The organism is Empedobacter brevis NBRC 14943 = ATCC 43319 (genome assembly GCF_000382425.1).
Classification (GTDB): Bacteria; Bacteroidota; Bacteroidia; order Flavobacteriales; family Weeksellaceae; genus Empedobacter; species Empedobacter brevis.
Genome location: NZ_KB908296.1, coordinates 113,381 through 132,120, shown reverse-complemented (window position 1 = coordinate 132,120; position 18,740 = coordinate 113,381). Strand labels below are relative to the sequence as shown.

Sequence of the window (18,740 nt, the reverse complement as noted above, 5' to 3'; positions counted from 1 at the left end):
AAAGACTAAACTAATCATACTATGAAAATCGGAATTACATTCAGTGCATTTGATTTGTTGCATGCAGGACATATCAAAATGCTTGAAGATGCAAAACAACAATGCGATTATTTGATTGTCGGGCTACAGACTGATCCTACATTAGACAGGCCGGAGAAAAACAGACCTACACAAACAGTTGTAGAACGTTATATCCAGTTGAAAGGATGCAAATTTGTAGACGAAATCGTTCCTTACGCGACAGAACAAGATTTAGAAGATGTTTTAAGATCATTTAAAATTGATGTCCGTATTTTAGGAATTGAATACCAAGATAAGAATTTCACAGGAAGGAAGTATTGTGAAGAAAAAGGGATTCAATTGTATTACAATTCGAGAGATCACCGTTTTTCAAGTTCAGGATTAAGAAAAGTGGTTGCAGAAAAAGAACTTTTAAAAGTTGTAAAATAAAATTTTTAATGAAGGTTGGATTTTATCCAACCTTTTTTATTTACAATACTTTCTCAATCAAAAAATTAATATAAAAAATAATTCTAAAAACTATACCTTTGCAAAATGTCAAATATAGTTGCAATTGTAGGAAGACCAAACGTTGGTAAATCTACGTTCTTCAATCGATTAATCCAAAAAAGACAAGCTATCGTGGACGACACTTCTGGTGTTACACGTGACCGTCATTATGGAAAATCTGATTGGAATGGAAAAGAATTTACCGTAATCGATACCGGAGGGTATGTCGTTGGTTCAGATGATACCTTTGAAGAAGAGATCCGCAAGCAAGTTGAATTGGCTATTGATGAAGCAAATGTCATATTGTTCATGGTAGACAATCAAGTTGGATTAACGGATATGGATAAGGAAGTTGGCAACCTTTTAAGACGCACTAAGAAACCTACATTCTTAGTTGTGAATAAGGTCGATACCAACAAAAATTTAGAAGATTCTTATGAGTTTTATAACTTAGGATTCGAAAAAATGTACACAATCGCTGCTATGAGCGGAAGTGGAACAGGTGAATTATTGGATGATGTTGTGGATACTTTTACAGAAGAAGAGCACATTGATCCATTCGAAGGTTTACCTAAAATTACGATCGTAGGTCGTCCAAATGCCGGAAAATCTACATTAATTAATGCATTATTAGGTGAAGAACGTAATATTGTAACTGATATCGCAGGTACAACACGTGATTCTATCGAAACATTGTACAATAAATTTGGACACGAATTTGTTTTGGTAGATACAGCCGGAATGCGAAAAAAAGGAAAAGTTAGCGAAGATTTAGAATTTTATTCTGTAATGCGTTCAGTTCGTGCAATCGAAGAATGTGACGTTTGTGTCTTGATGATTGATGCAGAGCGTGGAATTGAAGCACAGGATTTGAATATTCTTTATTTAGCAGAACGAAACCGAAAAGGTGTTGTCATCTTAATCAACAAATGGGATTTACTTGAAAAAGAAACCAATACGATGAAAGAATACAAAGATGCTATTCTTAGACGTATTGCACCATTTACAGACGTTCCTGTTTTATTTATTTCAGCGTTAACAAAACAACGTGTATTAAAAGCTGTTGATACTTTTATCGAAGTGTATGAAAACCGTAGCCGTCGTATCAAAACAAGTAAGTTAAATGAAACGTTGTTACCTATTATCGAGATTACGCCTCCACCTGCAGTAAAAGGAAAATACATCAAAATAAAATATGTCACGCAGTTACCTACAAAAACGCCACAGTTTGCATTTTTCTGTAACTTGCCACAATATATTAGAGATCCTTATAAACGATTTATCGAAAATCAATTGAGGAAAGAATTTAATTTTGAAGGTGTTCCAATCGAAGTTTACTTCAGAAAGAAATAATAAAAATCCAAAAAGTCCATTTACATAGTGTAGATGGACTTTTTTATTGAATAACAATAGAATTTAACATTCATAAAAAAAGCTCAACGATTGACGCTGAGCATTTTTGTGACCGAGACAGGATTCAAACCTGTAACCTCTTGAGCCGTAATCAAGTGCGCTATTCAGTTGCGCCACTCGGCCATTTGAAAAAAATAGAAAAGTAATTTCCCTTATTTTCGAATGCAAATATACAGCACTTTTATTGTAAAAACCTAAGGTTTTTGTGAAAATTTTTTAACTATAATTTAATCTACAACTAGTCAATTGCTTACAAAAATATTTTTTTACGATTTTACAATATTTATTAACTTGCTTCGTCAAAATTCAATCCAAATGATAAAAAAAATAATTCTAAGTTCATTCATTATTCTTGCCTTTAGCAGCTGTAAACAGTCGAAAGAAGAGCTGTCTTCTGAAAAAGAAAATACATCATTTCAATTTGCAAAAAACATTTCGATTGATGAAAATGAAAAAACCATTACCATAAAATCTACCGGGAATACTATAACCTTTGACAAGGAAGATTTACCTATTAAAACAGTAATGGTTGAAACATCTGCAGCCGTATCGTTTTTAGATGAATTAGGAAGTATTGATTTGATTAAAGGAGTTACTGATGCTGATTTTATTTACAATCCTAAAATCGCAGAAAAAATCGCAAACAACTCAATCTTAAAAGTTGGAAATTCGAACGAGTTATTCACAGAAATTATCCTAAAAAATAAACCTCAATTAATTATTGCAAGTTCTAACCCTGTTTTAGCCAAATTTCATCAGCAATTGGAGCAGAATGGAATAAACGTATTGTATTTGGATGAATACAAAGAACAGAATCCATTAGGACAGGTTGAATATTTGAAAGTTTTTGGAAAATTATTCGGAAAAGACCACGAAGCTCAAAAACGTATTGAAACGGTAAAAAATAATTACGATTCAATCAAAAACATTATTCAAGCCAAAGCAAAAGGCAATGTTTCGACAATTGTGAATACAATGTATGGCGATATTTGGTATGCTCCTACAAAAGATTTGCTGCAAGCAAAATTGATTGATGATGCCAAAGGAAATTATATTTTTAATGATAAAACCGGTGAAAATAGTTTGAGTCTAACATTTGAAGAAGTCTATACAAAAGGAAAAAATGCAACATATTGGATTAACGTAACGAATGTAAATTCTTTAGCAGAAATGAAAGCTGCTTATTCAAATTACACTTGGTTTGAAGCATTTAAGAAAGGGAATGTCTATGCTTATAACAAACGTATGAATTCAAAAGGATCAAATGATTACTTTGAACAAGGTATTCTACGTCCGGATATTGTACTAAACGATTTAGGAAAGATTTTTTACCCTAATTTATTTCCCACTTACGAATTATACTTTTATCAACAATTGAAATAGCAACAACCAAGATAAAGATTCTTGTATTTGATACAACGACTCCCATTTAAATCAGGTTAAGAAATTCTTTTGACCTGATTTTTTAGCTTATGATCATAAATTCTCCAAATTAAAATAAGCTTCGCTGATATAATCACTAATGTCAGAAGCTGTTAAGCTATGCGGATGTATTTTCTTTATGGCCAGGTCTCCAGCTAAACCATGCAGATAAACCCCTATTAAAGCTGCATCAACAGATTGATAACCTTGCCCTTTTAACGACGCAATTATTCCGCTCAATGTATCACCAGATCCAGCTGTAGCCATTCCCCAATTCCCTGTTGAATTAAAATACACCTTACCATCAGAGGTAGTAATTACGGAATAAAATCCTTTAATCACGAAAGTGATTTGGTATTGTAATGCTAAATCCTTCACCATTTTTATTTTATCAAAATCATTTTCCCAATTCCCAATAAGTCTCTGTAATTCTTTGGGATGCGGAGTTAATATAGATTCTTTGGGGATAATTAAAAAAGGATTCGTTTGTTTTGCTAAAATATTCAGTGCGTCAGCATCAATCACAAGCGGTTGAGCTTGTTTTTTTATCCATTCTATAAAGTTTATTTCTGTCTCAGCCGTTTGCCCCAATCCCATTCCAATTGCTACCCCTTGATAATCTTGTAATAAAGGGAAGTTTTTAATCAAGTCATTTGTTTCGTCTGTTAAACACATACTTTCAATTAGATTTACCTGCAGAATATCTTGCCCACATTTTGGCGTATAAGATGTTACAAGTCCGCTACCTGTTTTTAAAGCTGCTTTGGCACTCAAAACAATTGAACCAATTTTACCAAGACTTCCTCCTACGATAAGTGCATGCCCAAATGTTCCTTTATGCGAAAAACAGCTTGGAGTCTTTAACCGTTTTTGTATATCTTTTTTCTCAAGAAAGTAAAAATTGGTTTTGAACTGATTCAAGACACTCTTATCCAGTCCAATATCTATTAGTGACAATGAGTCGGAATAAGTTTGATTGTCAGGTAAAAGAAGTCCTATTTTCGGAACTTGAAAAGTATAAGTACGTTGAACTTTAAGACATGGAAATCTTTTATTCATTGGATAATCTGCTATAAAACCGGAAGGTAAATCTACAGCAATGATAGATTGTGGATTCGCTTGATAAATTTGTTCAAAAAACAGTGCCCATTGATTATCTAAAGGGTTACTCAAACCTGTTCCAAAAATGGCATCAATAATAAAAGCTTTTTCAGGAATTTCAACTTGATCATCTGGTTTAAAATACCGCACATCGGCCTCTTTCAATAACCTCTGATTCTTTAAATTGTCTTCACTGTACTTCTCTGAATGAAGTAGATAAACAATTGGATCGAAACCCTGCGAATTCAGGTATCGCGCAACTCCTAATCCATCTCCTCCATTATTTCCTTTCCCGCAGAAAATAACAATTGGTGACTGAATTGGCGCAAAGTCATTCAACATATTTTCTGTCAGTTTTTTAACCGCTCTCTCCATCAAATCCCATGAAGATATTTTTTGATTTTCAGTTGTCAATCGGTCCCATTCCTTGGTTTGTTCTGCTGAGAGTATTTTCATCGAAAAAGAATTGTTTCCATAAAGTTAACAAATAAAAAAGGGAACCAAATTTTTGATTCCCTTTTTATGTTTTAAACTATAATGAATTAGAATAATTCTGATTTAAATTGTTCTAAGAAACGTTTATCATTTTCTGTGTATAAACGGATATCTCCGATTTGATAAAGCAATAGTGCAATGCGTTCTATTCCCATCCCAAATGCATATCCCGAATATTTTTCAGGATCGATGTCTACATTACGCAAAACATTTGGATCGACCATACCACATCCCATAATTTCTAACCAACCTGTACCTTTGGTCATACGGTAATCTGTTTCTGTTTCTAATCCCCAATAAACATCAACTTCAGCAGAAGGTTCTGTAAATGGAAAATATGAAGGTCTTAAACGAATTTCAGATTTACCGAATAATTCCGTTGTAAAATAACTTAATGTTTGTTTCAAATCTGCAAAAGAAACACCTTCGTCGATATACAACCCTTCGATTTGATGAAACATCATGTGCGAACGAGACGAAATCGCTTCATTACGGTAAACACGTCCCGGTGATAAAAAACGCATTGGCGGTTGGTTGTTCTCCATGTGGCGAATCTGAACAGAAGACGTATGTGTACGCAAGACGATGTCCGGATCTTTTTCAATGAAGAACGTATCCTGCATATCACGTGCCGGATGGTATGTTGGTAAATTAAGCGCTGTAAAATTGTGCCAATCATCCTCTATTTCAGGTCCCTCAGAAACACTGAATCCAATACGGTTAAAAATCTCGATAATACGATTTTTTGTCACATTGATTGGATGACGAGATCCTAATGTAAAAGGTTCTCCCGGACGAGTTAAATCTAATGAAATATCTGTTTTTCCTTCATTCGAAATTTCATTTTTAAGAACAGTTGATTTTTCAGTTGCCAATGTCTTTAATTCATTTACAACTTGACCAAATTCCTTTTTTTGTTCATTTGGAACAGATTTAAACTGCGCAAATAAGTCAGTTAAAATTCCTTTTTTTCCTAAAAATTTAATTCTGAATTCTTCAATTTCAGAAGCATTCGTTGAATGGAAGTTTTTTACTTCTTCAATATATTGTTTGATTTGGTCAATCATAATTTCTGATCAATTTAGACGCAAATTTAACGGATAATAGCCTTATAACAAATTATTCATGTAATTTTATCTTCTCTCAATCAAAACTCTGTATAAAAATGGTTTATTGCTCTCTATAAAGTGTGGAACCATTCTTTCTTTTCTTATTTGTATCTAACGGAAAAAGAATACTGTCATTTTTCGAAAACCGTACGAAATAGCGTTCTTCTGACGGTTGATCAAAATTTAAAACATATACAGTCGCATCCTGATCATCTTCAAAACCTCGTTCATAATTCACGTTTCCTTTGATGGTATGCGAACTATTTTTCTCTTTTTCAATCAGTTCAAATGTATTGTTTTTATAAATAGAAAGTTCGTTTGTTTCATTTTTGAAAAGTTCCTGTACTTCCGGAAGGTCTACTACTGAAGTTCTCTTTTTTTCCGTTTCTTCCGCCTTATGCTGACAAGCTGCCACTAGCGATAAGGCTATCATTCCAACGATTCGTTTTTTCATACTGTTATGTGGTTTACTTTTATGTAAAGGTGATACAAATTCTCTATTTTTTATAGTTTTTACCTCATTTTGCTCTATAAAGTGTACAACGAAGCATAAAAAAATCCTTGCAATTGCAAGGATTTTTTTATGCTTATTTTCTAAAATTATTTTCCAAAAAACTCTTTTACTTTTGCTGTAATTCTATTGCGTTCTGTATCTGTTAAATTAGAACCGGAAGGTAAACATAATCCATTTTCAAATAATTCTTCTGCTACTTTTCCTCCATAATAAGGTGCATCTGCAAAAATAGGCTGCATATGCATTGGTTTCCATAATGGTCGAGACTCAATCTCATCTTCCAAGAAAGCTAAACGTAAATCTTCGCGTGTTTTCCCGACAATTTCAGGATCAATTAGAATCGCTGATAGCCAGTGGTTCGAAAAATAATCTGTATTTGGTTCCGTAAATACCGTAATACCATCAATATCAGCAAATAAATCCTGGTAGAATTGATTCATTGCGCGGCGGGCTTCAATACGATTATCCAAAACTTCCATTTGTCCTCGTCCAATTCCTGCCGTAATATTACTCATTCGGTAATTGTATCCGATATGCGAATGTTGATAATGAGGGGCGTTATCACGAGCTTGTGTAGATAAGAAGACAGCTTTGTCTTTGTCTTCTTGCGAATGACAAACCAATGCTCCTCCTCCGGAAGTCGTGATGATTTTATTTCCATTGAAAGATAAAGCACCAAAACGCCCGAATGTTCCACATTTTATTCCTTTGAATGTAGAGCCTAAAGCTTCGGCTGCATCTTCAATAACCGGAATATTGTATTTTTCAGCAACGGCAGTTACTTCTTCAACCTTATAAGGCATTCCATACAAATGAACTGCTAAAATCGCTTTTGGTGTTTTTCCTTTCGCGATACGATCTTTAATTGCTTCTTCTAAAGCTACCGGACAAATGTTCCAAGTTTCTTTTTCCGAATCTACAAAAATAGGTGTTGCTCCTTGGTAGGCAATTGGATTTGCAGTCGCTGAAAATGTCATTGATTGACAAATCACCTCATCTCCGTGAGATACACCGCATTCGATTAATGCCAAATGAAGTGCTGCCGTTCCTGCAGAAAGTGCCGCAACCTTAACATCTCCATGTAAATAATTTTCCAGGTCTTCTTCAAACCCATTTACATTAGGACCTAGAGGTGCTACCCAGTTTGCATCGAATGCTTCGTGAATATATTTTAACTCATTGCCTCCCATGTGGGGAGATGATAACCATATTTTTTCAGCCATTTTTATAGTTGTTTTTGCTGTACAAATTTAGAGTAAAAGAATCAATTTTAATCAGATTTAACTTTTTTACTTTATCCTACTCGCTTAAAATGAAAAATAACCTCTGTTCCAACGTATTTTTTGAAAAGATACAGACCATTCATGATTTTGTCTATTATAATATTACCAATTAATAAATTGAGCAGGATAATCTGTTTCAATAATATCAGGACGATTAATAAGATGTCGGATATAACCTCTTGTTCGTTCAAGATCAGTTGGTAATTTATCAGTGGTCGGAGCAATCGCAATCATTATCATTACACCTTTACTTCTTAAATAAGCAATCAGTTCTTTTTGCTCTTCTTTCACTTCTCCTCCTATCCAGGCAATCATACGGTTGAATGGAATGTTTAATTCTTCAAAACTCCTGACGTCCTTCATCGTGTGGAAAGGTTTCATAAACATAACATCATCCAGGTGTTTGGCATAATAAGCAACCTCTTCATCTTTTCTCAGTCCCAAAACAACATTTGGATAAGGATTCTCTTTTAAAAATTTTACATAAGTCGCATATGGAACTCCTTTATTGTCCAATTGAAAAATTGTTTTTCCCTGGCTCCAATCCAATGCTTCTTTTAGGGTTGGAATTTTAAAGTTGGTCACTTTACCATCTCTGTCTTTCAAATTGGCTTTTTTAATCTCGGCGTAAGTATACTCTTTTACCTTTCCTTTCAATGTTGTCGTCCGATCAAGCGTGTCGTCATGCATCAGTATTAACACCGAATCTTTTGTCAATTGAGGGTCAATCTCAAAAAAAGAAGGGATAATGGATAACGTCTTTTCAAAAGCTTCGATACTATTTTCAGGATAACCGGGCATCATACCCCCTCTATGTCCTGAGATGATAATGGGTTTTGACTGATCTTGTTTAAAGTAAGATTTCAGCTCCTCAAAATTTCGAATATCAACTGTATTTAATTGCGCTTTGGCTACAGTAAGTGTAGCCAATAGCGCAATACATAAATGTATTTTTTTCATCAAAAGAAAGATTTAAAAACTGTATCTGAATCCAATCTGTATCTGGTAAGGATTAAACGCATAACTTGTTTTTCCTGTATTGGTATTCACGTTATAAACAAATCGTTCGTTAGCGGTATCAAAGCTCTTTATTGAATAGATGTTTTGTTTCCCTATTCTTGGTCCAACACCCCATTCTTTGTTCATTAAATTCGCGACATTGAAAATATCAACAGCTACTTCAAAGCGGTGTTTCTCAACAATTTTGATTTTTTTCGCTAATCTTAAATCAAATGTTCCGGAAAAACCGTTAATTCCTCCATTTCGTTCTGCAATTTTTCCAAAACTCTTGCGGATATATTCTTTCGTATGTTTTTCAACCTCAGGATTATCTAAAATAGCTTGAATTCCTTTTTTCAAATATTCCGGAGTCGATGCCGAATTAGGATCGTAGATATAAGCCAAATCGTTTGAGTTAACAAAATCTCCATTCATATTTCCATTAACCGCCAACGAATAACGTGTCCCTCCTATTCCACTGAACCGAATACCAGCTGTCATTCCCCAAAATGTAGGTGATTGACCATAAACAACTAATTTATGACGGAAATGTGTATCCGAATAATTCATTTTACTCAAGTTTCGCGGATCTTCAGCAACCATAAGACTTAAAGTTGCTGTATTCGCGACATTCCCATTATAAGACGTATTATCTTTTGAATCGTTCCATGTATAAGAAACAGAAATCTGTCCATCTTTAAAGTAACGGTAAGTACCGTCCAATACAATTGCATATTGGTCTTTTTTACCATCACTGATTAATTCCAGCACCCGTCCTAATTCATTCGTTTTTCTTCCATTCACCCAATTGGCTGCTCCATTGGTTGGATTAATTGTTGAGGCAGGTACATATACTCCTCGGTTTGCTTCTTCTTTTATTCTGAAATAAGGTTCATCTACCATATTACGGTCAACATACATATAGTTGTTTCGTGCCCAGTTTGCATATGCACTAATTCCTACTCTCAGGCGGTCACTGAAGAAATGGTTATAAGAAGCGTTTAATTTGTAAACCGTCGGAACTTTCGCCTCTTTACTGTTTGCATTAATGGTAATCAATTTTTCGATCGCCGGATTATTGAAAAGATCTTTTCCCGGCGCTTGATCAGGATTTTGTCTATAATCGATGAAATCCGGTGTCGGAACCAAATTTCCTACAATATCAACAGCGGCAACTTTTGTTCCATCAAACAACATATTATTGATCATTGAATACGGGTTCAATGACGAACCAAAGATTCCTCCCCCAAATTTGATGAAATCTTTCCTATTTTGATTGATATCCCATGTCAATTGAAAACGCGGTTGAATCTGCCATGTATTGATTTTATTGTCCGTTCTTACTCCTAATTGTTTATCCGCAACTTCATTGTAATTCGCTGCATTTAAATACTGCATATTCTCGAAACGGATACCGGCCATTAAATCTAAACCAGGAAGAATCTCTGTTTCCAATTGTCCGTAAACAGCTGATGACAATTGATTAATAACTGTTGACGGATCGTCTGTTAATCGAATTTCTCGCGCATAACGGTAAGGTGTCATGTTCTTGAAATTATCCATTCCGGTAAAATAGAAACGACCATTCATTTCGCTCCCATATACATTCTTCATGTGGTAATAAGAAAAATCACCTCCCAATGTATATTTGATATTATTTCGGTTGATATAAACATTGTTAACCAATTGCAGAACATTTCCTTTGAACCATTCAGGCGAAAATCGCTGACCTCCTAATTGTATGTTTGTGTACTGTGTTTTTTCTCCGATTTGAGAGCCAATACTTTCTACAATTGCACGGGGAATAGATTGGCTTGGTAATTCACTTGAAGGGATAATGTTCTGATGCTCTACAAAATGCTGAACTTTCAGTTCATTGGTAATATCATCATTAAAATCAGTTCTCAACGATAGCATTAAACTGTTATCGGTTTTCTTTCTGTCAATATAGGATTCGTACATATTAATCGATGTATTGTCTCCTTCAGAAAGTTTATCCATTTCATGAACAAAATTATTACGTAAAGTCAGCAAATTCCGAGCATTTAACTGCCAATCGACACGTAAAAAAGCCGCATTTGTATCTTTATTTTTATCAAATGAACCAAATTGAGGATTATTCGATACCCCATATTTATCACGAGCGATTGATAGAAATTGATCTAAAGTTGATTGGGTAACGTTATACAAAGCCTCATCACTTGGGTTATTAATATTGGCAATCAACAAAGGGCGTTTATCCACTTGTCTGTCCCAAGCGACAAAGAAATGCGCTTTGTCTTTCTTAATCGGACCTCCTAATGAGAACCCGTATTGGAAAGTTGAAAATTCATTGTCTCGTTTATTTCCTCTAATATCATATGGGCTCGATAACCAATCGGCACGTCCATAAAGAAATGTACTTCCTTCCAGTTTATTGGTTCCTGATTTGGTTACAGTACTTATTGTTCCTCCTCCGGCACGACCATTTGTTACATCGTATTCATTGGTCACTACTTTAAATTCGCGAATAGCCTCCATTGAAATTGAGTAAGACGACGAGGTTGAACCTCCTGCAATTGTTCCACGATTGGACATTCCATCAATTGTGTAATCCACAGATGATGACAGCTGGCCTCCTATACTTGTTCCGTTACTTAATGGAGATAAATCAATTAATGATGTGAAATTTCGCCCATTGACGGGTAATGTTTGTAAATCTTTAGCTGAAACTGAAGTTGAAGCTCCAACCTGTTTGATTGAACTTTTTAATGTCTGCCCATTTACAGTCACCTCATTCAAACTCGTTGTTGTTCCGTTTGAGAATTTAAAGGGTACCCAAATCAAATCTCCCTGATTAAGACTATACCCTCTTAAAATTTCTTCCCCCTGTCCTTCAGAAATAAATGTAATTGTATAAGGAGAGCCTAATGGCAATTGTTTTAAATTGTATTCTCCTTTTTCATTTGTTTTAGTAGAAGTTGTAAAACCTGTCGATTCGTTTTTAACGATCACAGTCACTTGTGGCAAGTCAAATCCCTCGTTATCGGTTATCTTTCCAGAAATACCGGCCAAGTCTCCTTGTCCATAAACAGCTGTTGAAGCACCTAAAGTAAAGACTACTGCTGATAATTGAAATAAATTGAGTTTCATGTATGTTTATTTTGAAGCCCAAAATTATCATACACTAAACGATAAGAGGTTAAATAAAATTTAAGATATATTTAACAAAACTTATTCTTAATGTTAATAAAATCTTATTGAATATTTTTCATTTCCGAGTTTAACGAAATCTTTATTCCATTTTCTGTGAAGCTGAACTGAATTTATGAAGCTAAATTGCGTACTAATTTATTAAAATCTGAGGATCAACCTTTTTTATTGTATTTCAAAATCTTTCCAGGGTTTCCTACAACTACTGCATAATCGGGTATATCATTAATAATAACGGCTCCTGCTCCAATTGTACACCATTTTCCAATCTTAATTCCCTGAATAATAGAAGATCCTATTCCAATATGGGTTCCTTCATCCACTTCAACATTTCCAGCTAAGGCAGCACTTGGTGAAATATGAGCATAATCTCCAATTATACATTCGTGATCAATTGAAGCATTTGTGTTAATAATGCAATGTTTTCCAATTACCACTTCAGTATTTATTGATACTCCTGCCATTATGACTGTCCCTTCTCCTATAGTAGCACGTCTTGAAACAGCTGATTTTGGATGTATTAAAACCTTATATTTAAAACGGGAATTGTTTTCGACAATTTTTCTTCGTACCTGATTACTCCCTATCGAAATAACCGTTTCAATTTGTTCGTCCGGTACCTGATGTAAAATTGGATAATCTAGAAGTTCATCTTTAGAAAGATCTTCATCTATAAATGCTTCTATTTTGATGTTATTTTCTTCGGCAATTTCTGCAATTACTTTTCCATGTCCACTTGCTCCGTAAAGATACATAGGTTAATTATTTCCGTTAAAAGGTTCTATTGTTACATGTCCGTCTGCTGCTATTCCTTCTGATTTAAATACTTTTTTAAAGGTTGTAAAAAAGACCTTTAAATCGGTTCCAAATGAAATATGATCGACATACCAAACATCCAATTCAAATTTCTTTGTCCAAGAAATGGCATTTCGTCCATTCACTTGTGCCCATCCTGTTATCCCAGGACGTACATGATGTCTTCTTTTTTGAGTTTCATTGTATAAAGGCAAATATTGTGGTAATAAAGGTCGCGGTCCTATAATGGCCATATCTCCTTTTAGAACATTGATCAATTGAGGAATCTCATCCAACGATGTTTTACGAACAAAGGCTCCAATAGCTGTCAATCGATCAGCATCAGGCAAAAGATTTCCATTTTTATCCTTTTTATCATTCATGGTTTTGAACTTGATGATTTTAAAAATCTTTTCTTTCAATCCTGGACGAGCTTGAAAGAAAAATGGTTTTCCTTGATTGGCAAAATACAGACCAATTGTAATGATGATAAATATGGGTGATAATATGATTAAGCCGACTAATGCAATGAAAAAATCAAGAAGTCGTTTGATATAGTTTTTGTACATGGTTTTGTTAATTTGGTAGTTGGCGAAGCAATAAATTATATTCTTCCAAAAGAGCATCCCAAACTACTGATTGTTCATAACGAGATTGTATCATTGGTCGAGCATTTTTCTTTAATTGATGATAAAGGTTTTTATCTTCAATCATTTTCTGCATAGCTATCTTTAATACTTCAGTATTTTTTACCGGAATAATTGTGCCGTTTTTTCCTTCAACAATAATTTCATTGCATCCATTAATATCAGAAACGATACTCGGCAATTCCATTGCTCCGGCTTGCATCACAACATTTGGAAACCCTTCTCTATAGCTTGGGAACACTAATGCATTGGCTATTGCAAAATAAGAACGAACATCTTTTTGGAAACCTACACTGATGATATTTGAATTGGTTTCAATTTCATTCAATGTTTCGCCTTGTAAAGGATCGAGTTCACTTTCTAAAGGTCCTACCAACAAAAGTTTTAAGTGTTGAGTTTTAAGTTTTGAAAAAGCTTCAATTAATTCGTTGATCCCTTTATCTCCTACTAATCGACCTACAAAAACAAAAACAAAATCATCTGGGTGTATATTGAGTTCCTTTTTTAATTGGGATTGTTTTTCTTCCGGAATTTGTAAACGAGAAAAAAACGTCGTATCGATTCCATTTGAAGAACCTTGTCCTATTACTTTTAATTTGTCTACTGAGGTATACTTATTTTGTAAGATAAAATTATATAATCCTTGTGAATTTGGATAAACTTTTGTTGCCGATGAATAAGTTAATTTCTCAACAAAATCTAAAATCTTACGTTTATTCCCTGTAGCTTCCATTAGGGGAAGACCGGCAACGGTATGTAATCGAATAGGCACTCCTGCTAATTTTGCCGCTAACATGCCTACAATTCCGGCTTTTGGGGTATGCGTGTGTACAATTTTCGGTTGAACTTTTTTTAAATAATTATACGTTTTTAGTAAGGATTTGATATCTTGAATTGGTGTGATTTTACGAGACATCTCAATCGGAACCACTGCTATTCCTTCCTCATTTTTCACTTCTTCCAACTCTTTGTCATTGGAAGAAACTCCAATTACTTCAAAATAATTAGACATATATCTTAACTGTCCTCTTAATAACACTTTAAGTGAAAGAGGGATGGTTGTAATGCGGATGAGTTTAGTTTTCAAAACTTTCAATTATTAATTTCAAATTATGTGTTAAATTATATGTAGAATCTATTAGTTTTCTTCCATTTTTACCTTGTTCAATTGTCATTTCAATATTGCATATATATTTTTCTATAGCAATAAACCAGTCATTAGAATTTACAAAGCTTCCATTAAAATCAGCAATTACAACATCATTATTCATTCCAACTGGTGAAGCAAGCACTGCAATACTACATCCCATATATTGAATTAATTTATATGAACATTTACCTAACTCCCATGGAGTTTCATCTAAAGGCATTATACCCAAACTAAACTTATTTATTTCAATTATTTCTGTATCCTCACTCCATGGTATATAATAAATAAAATTATTTATTGTTTCTTCATATTGTTTTGCCCCTATTATATTTACATAGAAATTAGGGTACTTTTGTTTCAATTCGTTAAATACAGGAATTAGTTTTTCTATATATTTATAAGTGGAAGGAGAGCCTATCCATCCTAAAATAAACTTATCATCCTGATTCTCCTTTTCAACTCTATAATAATTTTCTGTATTAATAACTGTTGGTAATATTATTACTTCCTTAGCTCCTGAAACTTTTGCTCTTGATGCTAAATATGAATTACCTGCAAAAACACAGTTGCTATATTTCATTACTTTATCAATCTTATTTGATAATAGTTTTTTTATAATTTTATTCTTACTTAAATCATAATTATGAAAAATTGCATCATCATAATCAACAATATATTTGATATTTAATTTATTAAATACTTGCTCAAACCAACTAGGCAAATAAGGAAAAAGTTCTTTTTCAATTACGATAATATCAAATTTATTTATAGTAAATAATAAAAAAAATCTTTTTAAATACCCTGATATTAAGTAAATATTTTTTGTTAATTTTTTATTATAAAGTGCTTTTAAGTATTTATCATTAAATAATGGGGAAAAATTAACTTCATATCCTTCTTCTTTAAGAAACGGTATGAATTGTAAACTTCGTAATCGACTACTTGCTCCTAATGATGTGTATTTGGTAAGATAAAGTACTTTTTTCATACAAAAAATTTATCTCTTTTTATAAAATAAATAAATGGTAATACATAAAAAATATTAAACTCAAATGATTCTAAATACGGATTAGTAAATGTAGCAATCAACATAGAGATATAACCAATTATCATGTAATTATCATATGGATGTTTTTTTGTTAAACTAAAATACTTTTTCAATGAATAGATAAATGGTATTGAATAGATAATAAAACCAAAAAAACTAACTCTATAAATAAGTGCAAAAGGTACATTTTCATACCTCCAAGGAAATTTCACACTTCTAATATAATCCACTCCAACTCCATGTCCTGCTCCAAATATATTATTATTTATACCTTCTATTAAAGCTTTTGTTTGAAGAGGTCTTTCTTTATCTCCTCCTTTTAAAACTTTTGAATTAAACTCTAATAAAATATTAAATAAGTTTACACCAAAATAATTTAATATCGTATTTGCTAACAAAAATAAAACAATACCTAAAAAAATATATTTAATTACTTTAGAATTAAAATTAGCCATTGCATAAAAAATAACTCCTATAAATATACTTAATAGTAAAGCAGATCTTCCTGATACTACTGCAGTAATAAATATCAATAATATTCCTAAATAATAGTATAATTTATTATTAAATATTTTTTCTAATTGAATAAAAGCAGGGATGAAAAAAATTAATGATCCATATACAAATAATTTCATTTCTACAATTCCTTTACTAGAAAAAGTCATATTCGGATCTTCAATCAAAAGCTCTAATATTTTTTTTTGTCCCGTTTGAAATAACCATATGGCAATAAAAACAGAAATACATCCAAAAGTCATAAAAATGTTTAAATAATTTACAATTTTATTAATTTGATATTTTTCTAAACAATAATTTAATATGACGGACCATAAAATTGGTGTAAATACATAAACAATCAAGACTTGACTAAATGCTTCATCAGGGTTCTTGGATTTGTCTATACCTACTATTAAATATATTGTTGTAACTATTATACTTAGAAATAATGAAAATATTACAACTTTGTTAAGCTTTAGAATTTTAGTGACACCTATCATCATTAAAAAAATGAATAATGGTAACTTAATTCCTCGAAATGAGTTTGGAAATACAAATAACAGAAATGCACTAACAAAAAATATAATTCCTAATAGTGAAATTTGTTTATTTTGATTATTAATTTTAATCACAAATTCTATTATTTAATAGTTTTAAACTTAATTTTATTATCACTCTCTTTATAATTCTTTATTACATTATTTAATTTATTTACAGAATTTGAGTCTACAAATAAATCATTAATTACTAGATTAATTTCGTTACTATTAGTATCATAATACTTTATAGGTTCTTCTTTATTATTATTGAGTTTAACTTTATTAAAAATGATACTTCCTGTAACATTTCTAGTGAATTTATTTTTTCGATTCAACCAAAAAGATAATCCATATTTAGATTCATTATCTGTAAAATTAGAGATTGTAATCGAAACTTTTTTATTACTATTGTTATCTTTTCTTAAGTTAACTAAGTTTATAAGTAATCCCCAATTTTCATTTCGTTCTGTGGTAATATTATCTAACACAATTCCACTAATTTCATCACTAGAATTATTTGGTTCTATATCTATCCCACTTGAAGGTCCTTTTCCTTTTGAACTAACAAATTTACTATCGCAAACCTTTATATTAATTCCAGATGTTATAGAAAGACCATTCCTTCTACTGTTAGTTACATAACTATTTGATACGACTATATTTTCAGATATTTTTTTATTTAGCCTTCCAATATAAATGCCGTCTCCAAAACAATTATATATTTTTGCATTTTCAATCGTGATATTTTTTGATCCTCTAATACTTATTCCAAATCCCCATTCTCCATTAGTTCCTTTGTGCTGATCCTTATCTCCAACTAAAACTGCATTTATTATTTTTATATTTTCCTTTCCATTGCTATCTAGCATATTGTAACCAGATTTATCATTTGGATCCATTATTAATTTGGATTTACTTTGAAATTTGTAAACTGAATTACTTTTTAATTTTAAACCATTATAATTAATTCGAATCGGAAAATTTGGAAATAAAATATTATTATGAGTATCTATCATTTTCTGAAGATAAGAAGTGTAATCTACACTACCATCTTTTACATAATTTTTAGGCAATGAACTCGTTAAATCTAAATATTTTGTTTGAGAAAAAATAAAATATGGTAGAGTTAATAGGAATAATAAAAATACTTTTTTCATCTTAATTATTTTTTCAATTTGTTCTTAGTTAACTTTAATATGTAATCTGAAACACCAAATAGCCTACCACAATACATTTTCAAAACAATTATTACTTCTTTATACGCTTTTTGATTAAAGTAATCTATTAAGACTAATGCAACAAGTTTATCTAAATATTTTTTTTCCGATTTCGATTTATTTAGATAATTGTATTTTAAGAATCTTTTATCTAATGGCATTACATAATGAGCACTCCTGTTTTCTGCAGCAACAAAATAAATTGTAGTAATAGTATTCAAATAAATCAATGTATATTTTGAAAATAGTTTATACCAGAATTCAACATCTTCACCATATTTAAGACTTTCATCAAATAACCCCGTTTCCATTATTTTTGATTTCTTTACCATTAAAGTAGATGAGTTAAATCTTGGTATTGGAGAAGACATAAATTCAAAATAATCATCAATAATTAGAGGCTTATTTTTTATAAACTTTTTTTCATCAAATATTTTGTTTTCTGATTTATAAAAAGTAGTACCTATTCCTCCTATATCATTTTTATCTAATAATTCAATAGAATTTACTAAGGTTTCTAAATGCGTTTCAAACCATAAATCATCACCATCAAGAAAAGCTATATACTCATTTTGTGAATTCAGTATTCCAACATTTCTTGCGGAAGAAACTCCTCCATTCGGTTTATCTATAATTTTAATTCTCGGATCTTGAATATTACTAACAACTGATAGACTGTTATCTGTTGATCCATCATTAATGATTAATAATTCAAAATCATCATAACTTTGATTCAATACAGAATGTATTGTGTCCAAAATACTATTTTCCTTATTATATAAAGGTATTACGACAGAAACCATTTAAT

At 31.9% G+C, this 18,740-nt stretch carries 16 protein-coding genes and 1 tRNA gene; 3 read left to right on the top strand and 14 right to left on the bottom strand.

All coding sequences use genetic code 11. The features are described from left to right. Positions 1-21 precede the first annotated feature (21 nt). Together H277_RS0110595 and der are read left to right on the top strand one after the other, a co-directional pair. Positions 22-450 carry an adenylyltransferase/cytidyltransferase family protein gene (locus tag H277_RS0110595; RefSeq protein WP_019975572.1) on the top strand — a complete coding sequence of 143 codons (429 nt, stop codon included), beginning with the start codon at positions 22-24 and terminating at the stop codon, positions 448-450. Positions 451-555: 105 nt separating this feature from the next. Then, complete coding sequence (gene der / locus H277_RS0110590; RefSeq protein WP_019975571.1) at positions 556-1,863, top strand: ribosome biogenesis GTPase Der; 1,308 nt, start codon at positions 556-558, stop codon at positions 1,861-1,863. A 109-nt stretch (positions 1,864-1,972) separates the two neighbouring features. On the opposite strand, the gene H277_RS0110585 is transcribed toward der, so the two are convergent. Further along, a tRNA-Arg gene (locus H277_RS0110585) sits at positions 1,973-2,046 on the bottom strand. 192 nt (positions 2,047-2,238) lie between these two features. Here H277_RS0110585 and H277_RS0110580 point away from each other — a divergent pair. Beyond that, complete coding sequence (locus tag H277_RS0110580) at positions 2,239-3,306, top strand: ABC transporter substrate-binding protein (RefSeq protein ID WP_019975570.1); 1,068 nt, start codon at positions 2,239-2,241, stop codon at positions 3,304-3,306. 93 nt (positions 3,307-3,399) lie between these two features. Here the strand turns inward: H277_RS0110580 and H277_RS0110575 are convergent, their stop codons facing one another. The 13 genes from H277_RS0110575 to H277_RS18945 all read right to left on the bottom strand — a co-directional run bounded on the left by H277_RS0110575 (position 3,400) and on the right by H277_RS18945 (position 18,735). Continuing rightward, positions 3,400-4,902, bottom strand: a complete 1,503-nt coding sequence (locus H277_RS0110575; protein WP_019975569.1) for a bifunctional ADP-dependent NAD(P)H-hydrate dehydratase/NAD(P)H-hydrate epimerase — start codon at positions 4,900-4,902, stop codon at positions 3,400-3,402. Between the two features lie 86 nt (positions 4,903-4,988). Further along, positions 4,989-6,008 carry a phenylalanine--tRNA ligase subunit alpha gene (gene pheS, locus H277_RS0110570; RefSeq protein ID WP_019975568.1) on the bottom strand — a complete coding sequence of 340 codons (1,020 nt, stop codon included), beginning with the start codon at positions 6,006-6,008 and terminating at the stop codon, positions 4,989-4,991. 103 nt (positions 6,009-6,111) lie between these two features. Further along, positions 6,112-6,504: a hypothetical protein gene (locus H277_RS19750; protein WP_019975567.1), complete on the bottom strand. Its 393-nt coding sequence runs from the start codon at positions 6,502-6,504 to the stop codon at positions 6,112-6,114. Positions 6,505-6,650: 146 nt separating this feature from the next. Further along, positions 6,651-7,787, bottom strand: coding sequence for a DegT/DnrJ/EryC1/StrS family aminotransferase (locus H277_RS0110560; RefSeq protein WP_019975566.1), 1,137 nt, complete (start codon positions 7,785-7,787; stop codon positions 6,651-6,653). A gap of 162 nt (positions 7,788-7,949) precedes the next feature. Next, positions 7,950-8,807 carry a glycerophosphodiester phosphodiesterase family protein gene (locus H277_RS0110555; RefSeq protein ID WP_019975565.1) on the bottom strand — a complete coding sequence of 286 codons (858 nt, stop codon included), beginning with the start codon at positions 8,805-8,807 and terminating at the stop codon, positions 7,950-7,952. Positions 8,808-8,819: 12 nt separating this feature from the next. Next, positions 8,820-11,978, bottom strand: coding sequence for a TonB-dependent receptor (locus tag H277_RS0110550; RefSeq protein WP_019975564.1), 3,159 nt, complete (start codon positions 11,976-11,978; stop codon positions 8,820-8,822). 215 nt (positions 11,979-12,193) lie between these two features. Continuing rightward, entirely contained in the window at positions 12,194-12,793 is a 600-nt protein-coding gene (locus H277_RS0110545; RefSeq protein WP_019975563.1) for an acetyltransferase, read from the bottom strand. 3 nt (positions 12,794-12,796) lie between these two features. Beyond that, positions 12,797-13,402, bottom strand: a complete 606-nt coding sequence (locus H277_RS0110540; RefSeq protein WP_019975562.1) for a sugar transferase — start codon at positions 13,400-13,402, stop codon at positions 12,797-12,799. A gap of 7 nt (positions 13,403-13,409) precedes the next feature. Then, a complete protein-coding gene (locus tag H277_RS0110535) occupies positions 13,410-14,576 on the bottom strand; it encodes a glycosyltransferase family 4 protein (protein ID WP_019975561.1) in 1,167 nt (388 codons plus the stop codon). Beyond that, positions 14,557-15,618 (bottom strand): glycosyltransferase family 4 protein, encoded by a 1,062-nt coding sequence (locus H277_RS18955; protein ID WP_019975560.1) that lies wholly within the window; start codon positions 15,616-15,618, stop codon positions 14,557-14,559. Before H277_RS18955 ends, H277_RS0110535 begins: the two co-directional genes overlap by 20 nt. Next, entirely contained in the window at positions 15,615-16,808 is a 1,194-nt protein-coding gene (locus H277_RS0110525) for a hypothetical protein (RefSeq protein WP_146810502.1), read from the bottom strand. Before H277_RS0110525 ends, H277_RS18955 begins: the two co-directional genes overlap by 4 nt. An 8-nt stretch (positions 16,809-16,816) precedes the next feature. Beyond that, positions 16,817-17,872: a right-handed parallel beta-helix repeat-containing protein gene (locus tag H277_RS19745; RefSeq protein ID WP_019975558.1), complete on the bottom strand. Its 1,056-nt coding sequence runs from the start codon at positions 17,870-17,872 to the stop codon at positions 16,817-16,819. Between the two features lie 5 nt (positions 17,873-17,877). Then, the gene (locus H277_RS18945; protein ID WP_019975557.1) at positions 17,878-18,735 is read right to left on the bottom strand and encodes a glycosyltransferase family 2 protein; all 858 of its coding nucleotides are present in this window, start codon (positions 18,733-18,735) and stop codon (positions 17,878-17,880) included. Positions 18,736-18,740: the final 5 nt, after the last annotated feature.

What these genes read in the sequence shown, in the direction of transcription:
- H277_RS0110595 (WP_019975572.1), top strand. Translation starts at nt 22, where the DNA reads ATGAAAATCGGAATTACATTCAGTGCATTTGATTTGTTGCATGCAGGA.
- der (WP_019975571.1), top strand. Translation starts at nt 556, where the DNA reads ATGTCAAATATAGTTGCAATTGTAGGAAGACCAAACGTTGGTAAATCT.
- H277_RS0110580 (WP_019975570.1), top strand. Translation starts at nt 2,239, where the DNA reads ATGATAAAAAAAATAATTCTAAGTTCATTCATTATTCTTGCCTTTAGC.
- H277_RS0110575 (WP_019975569.1), bottom strand. Translation starts at nt 4,902, where the DNA reads ATGAAAATACTCTCAGCAGAACAAACCAAGGAATGGGACCGATTGACA.
- pheS (WP_019975568.1), bottom strand. Translation starts at nt 6,008, where the DNA reads ATGATTGACCAAATCAAACAATATATTGAAGAAGTAAAAAACTTCCAT.
- H277_RS19750 (WP_019975567.1), bottom strand. Translation starts at nt 6,504, where the DNA reads ATGAAAAAACGAATCGTTGGAATGATAGCCTTATCGCTAGTGGCAGCT.
- H277_RS0110560 (WP_019975566.1), bottom strand. Translation starts at nt 7,787, where the DNA reads ATGGCTGAAAAAATATGGTTATCATCTCCCCACATGGGAGGCAATGAG.
- H277_RS0110555 (WP_019975565.1), bottom strand. Translation starts at nt 8,807, where the DNA reads ATGAAAAAAATACATTTATGTATTGCGCTATTGGCTACACTTACTGTA.
- H277_RS0110550 (WP_019975564.1), bottom strand. Translation starts at nt 11,978, where the DNA reads ATGAAACTCAATTTATTTCAATTATCAGCAGTAGTCTTTACTTTAGGT.
- H277_RS0110545 (WP_019975563.1), bottom strand. Translation starts at nt 12,793, where the DNA reads ATGTATCTTTACGGAGCAAGTGGACATGGAAAAGTAATTGCAGAAATT.
- H277_RS0110540 (WP_019975562.1), bottom strand. Translation starts at nt 13,402, where the DNA reads ATGTACAAAAACTATATCAAACGACTTCTTGATTTTTTCATTGCATTA.
- H277_RS18955 (WP_019975560.1), bottom strand. Translation starts at nt 15,618, where the DNA reads ATGAAAAAAGTACTTTATCTTACCAAATACACATCATTAGGAGCAAGT.
- H277_RS19745 (WP_019975558.1), bottom strand. Translation starts at nt 17,872, where the DNA reads ATGAAAAAAGTATTTTTATTATTCCTATTAACTCTACCATATTTTATT.
- H277_RS18945 (WP_019975557.1), bottom strand. Translation starts at nt 18,735, where the DNA reads ATGGTTTCTGTCGTAATACCTTTATATAATAAGGAAAATAGTATTTTG.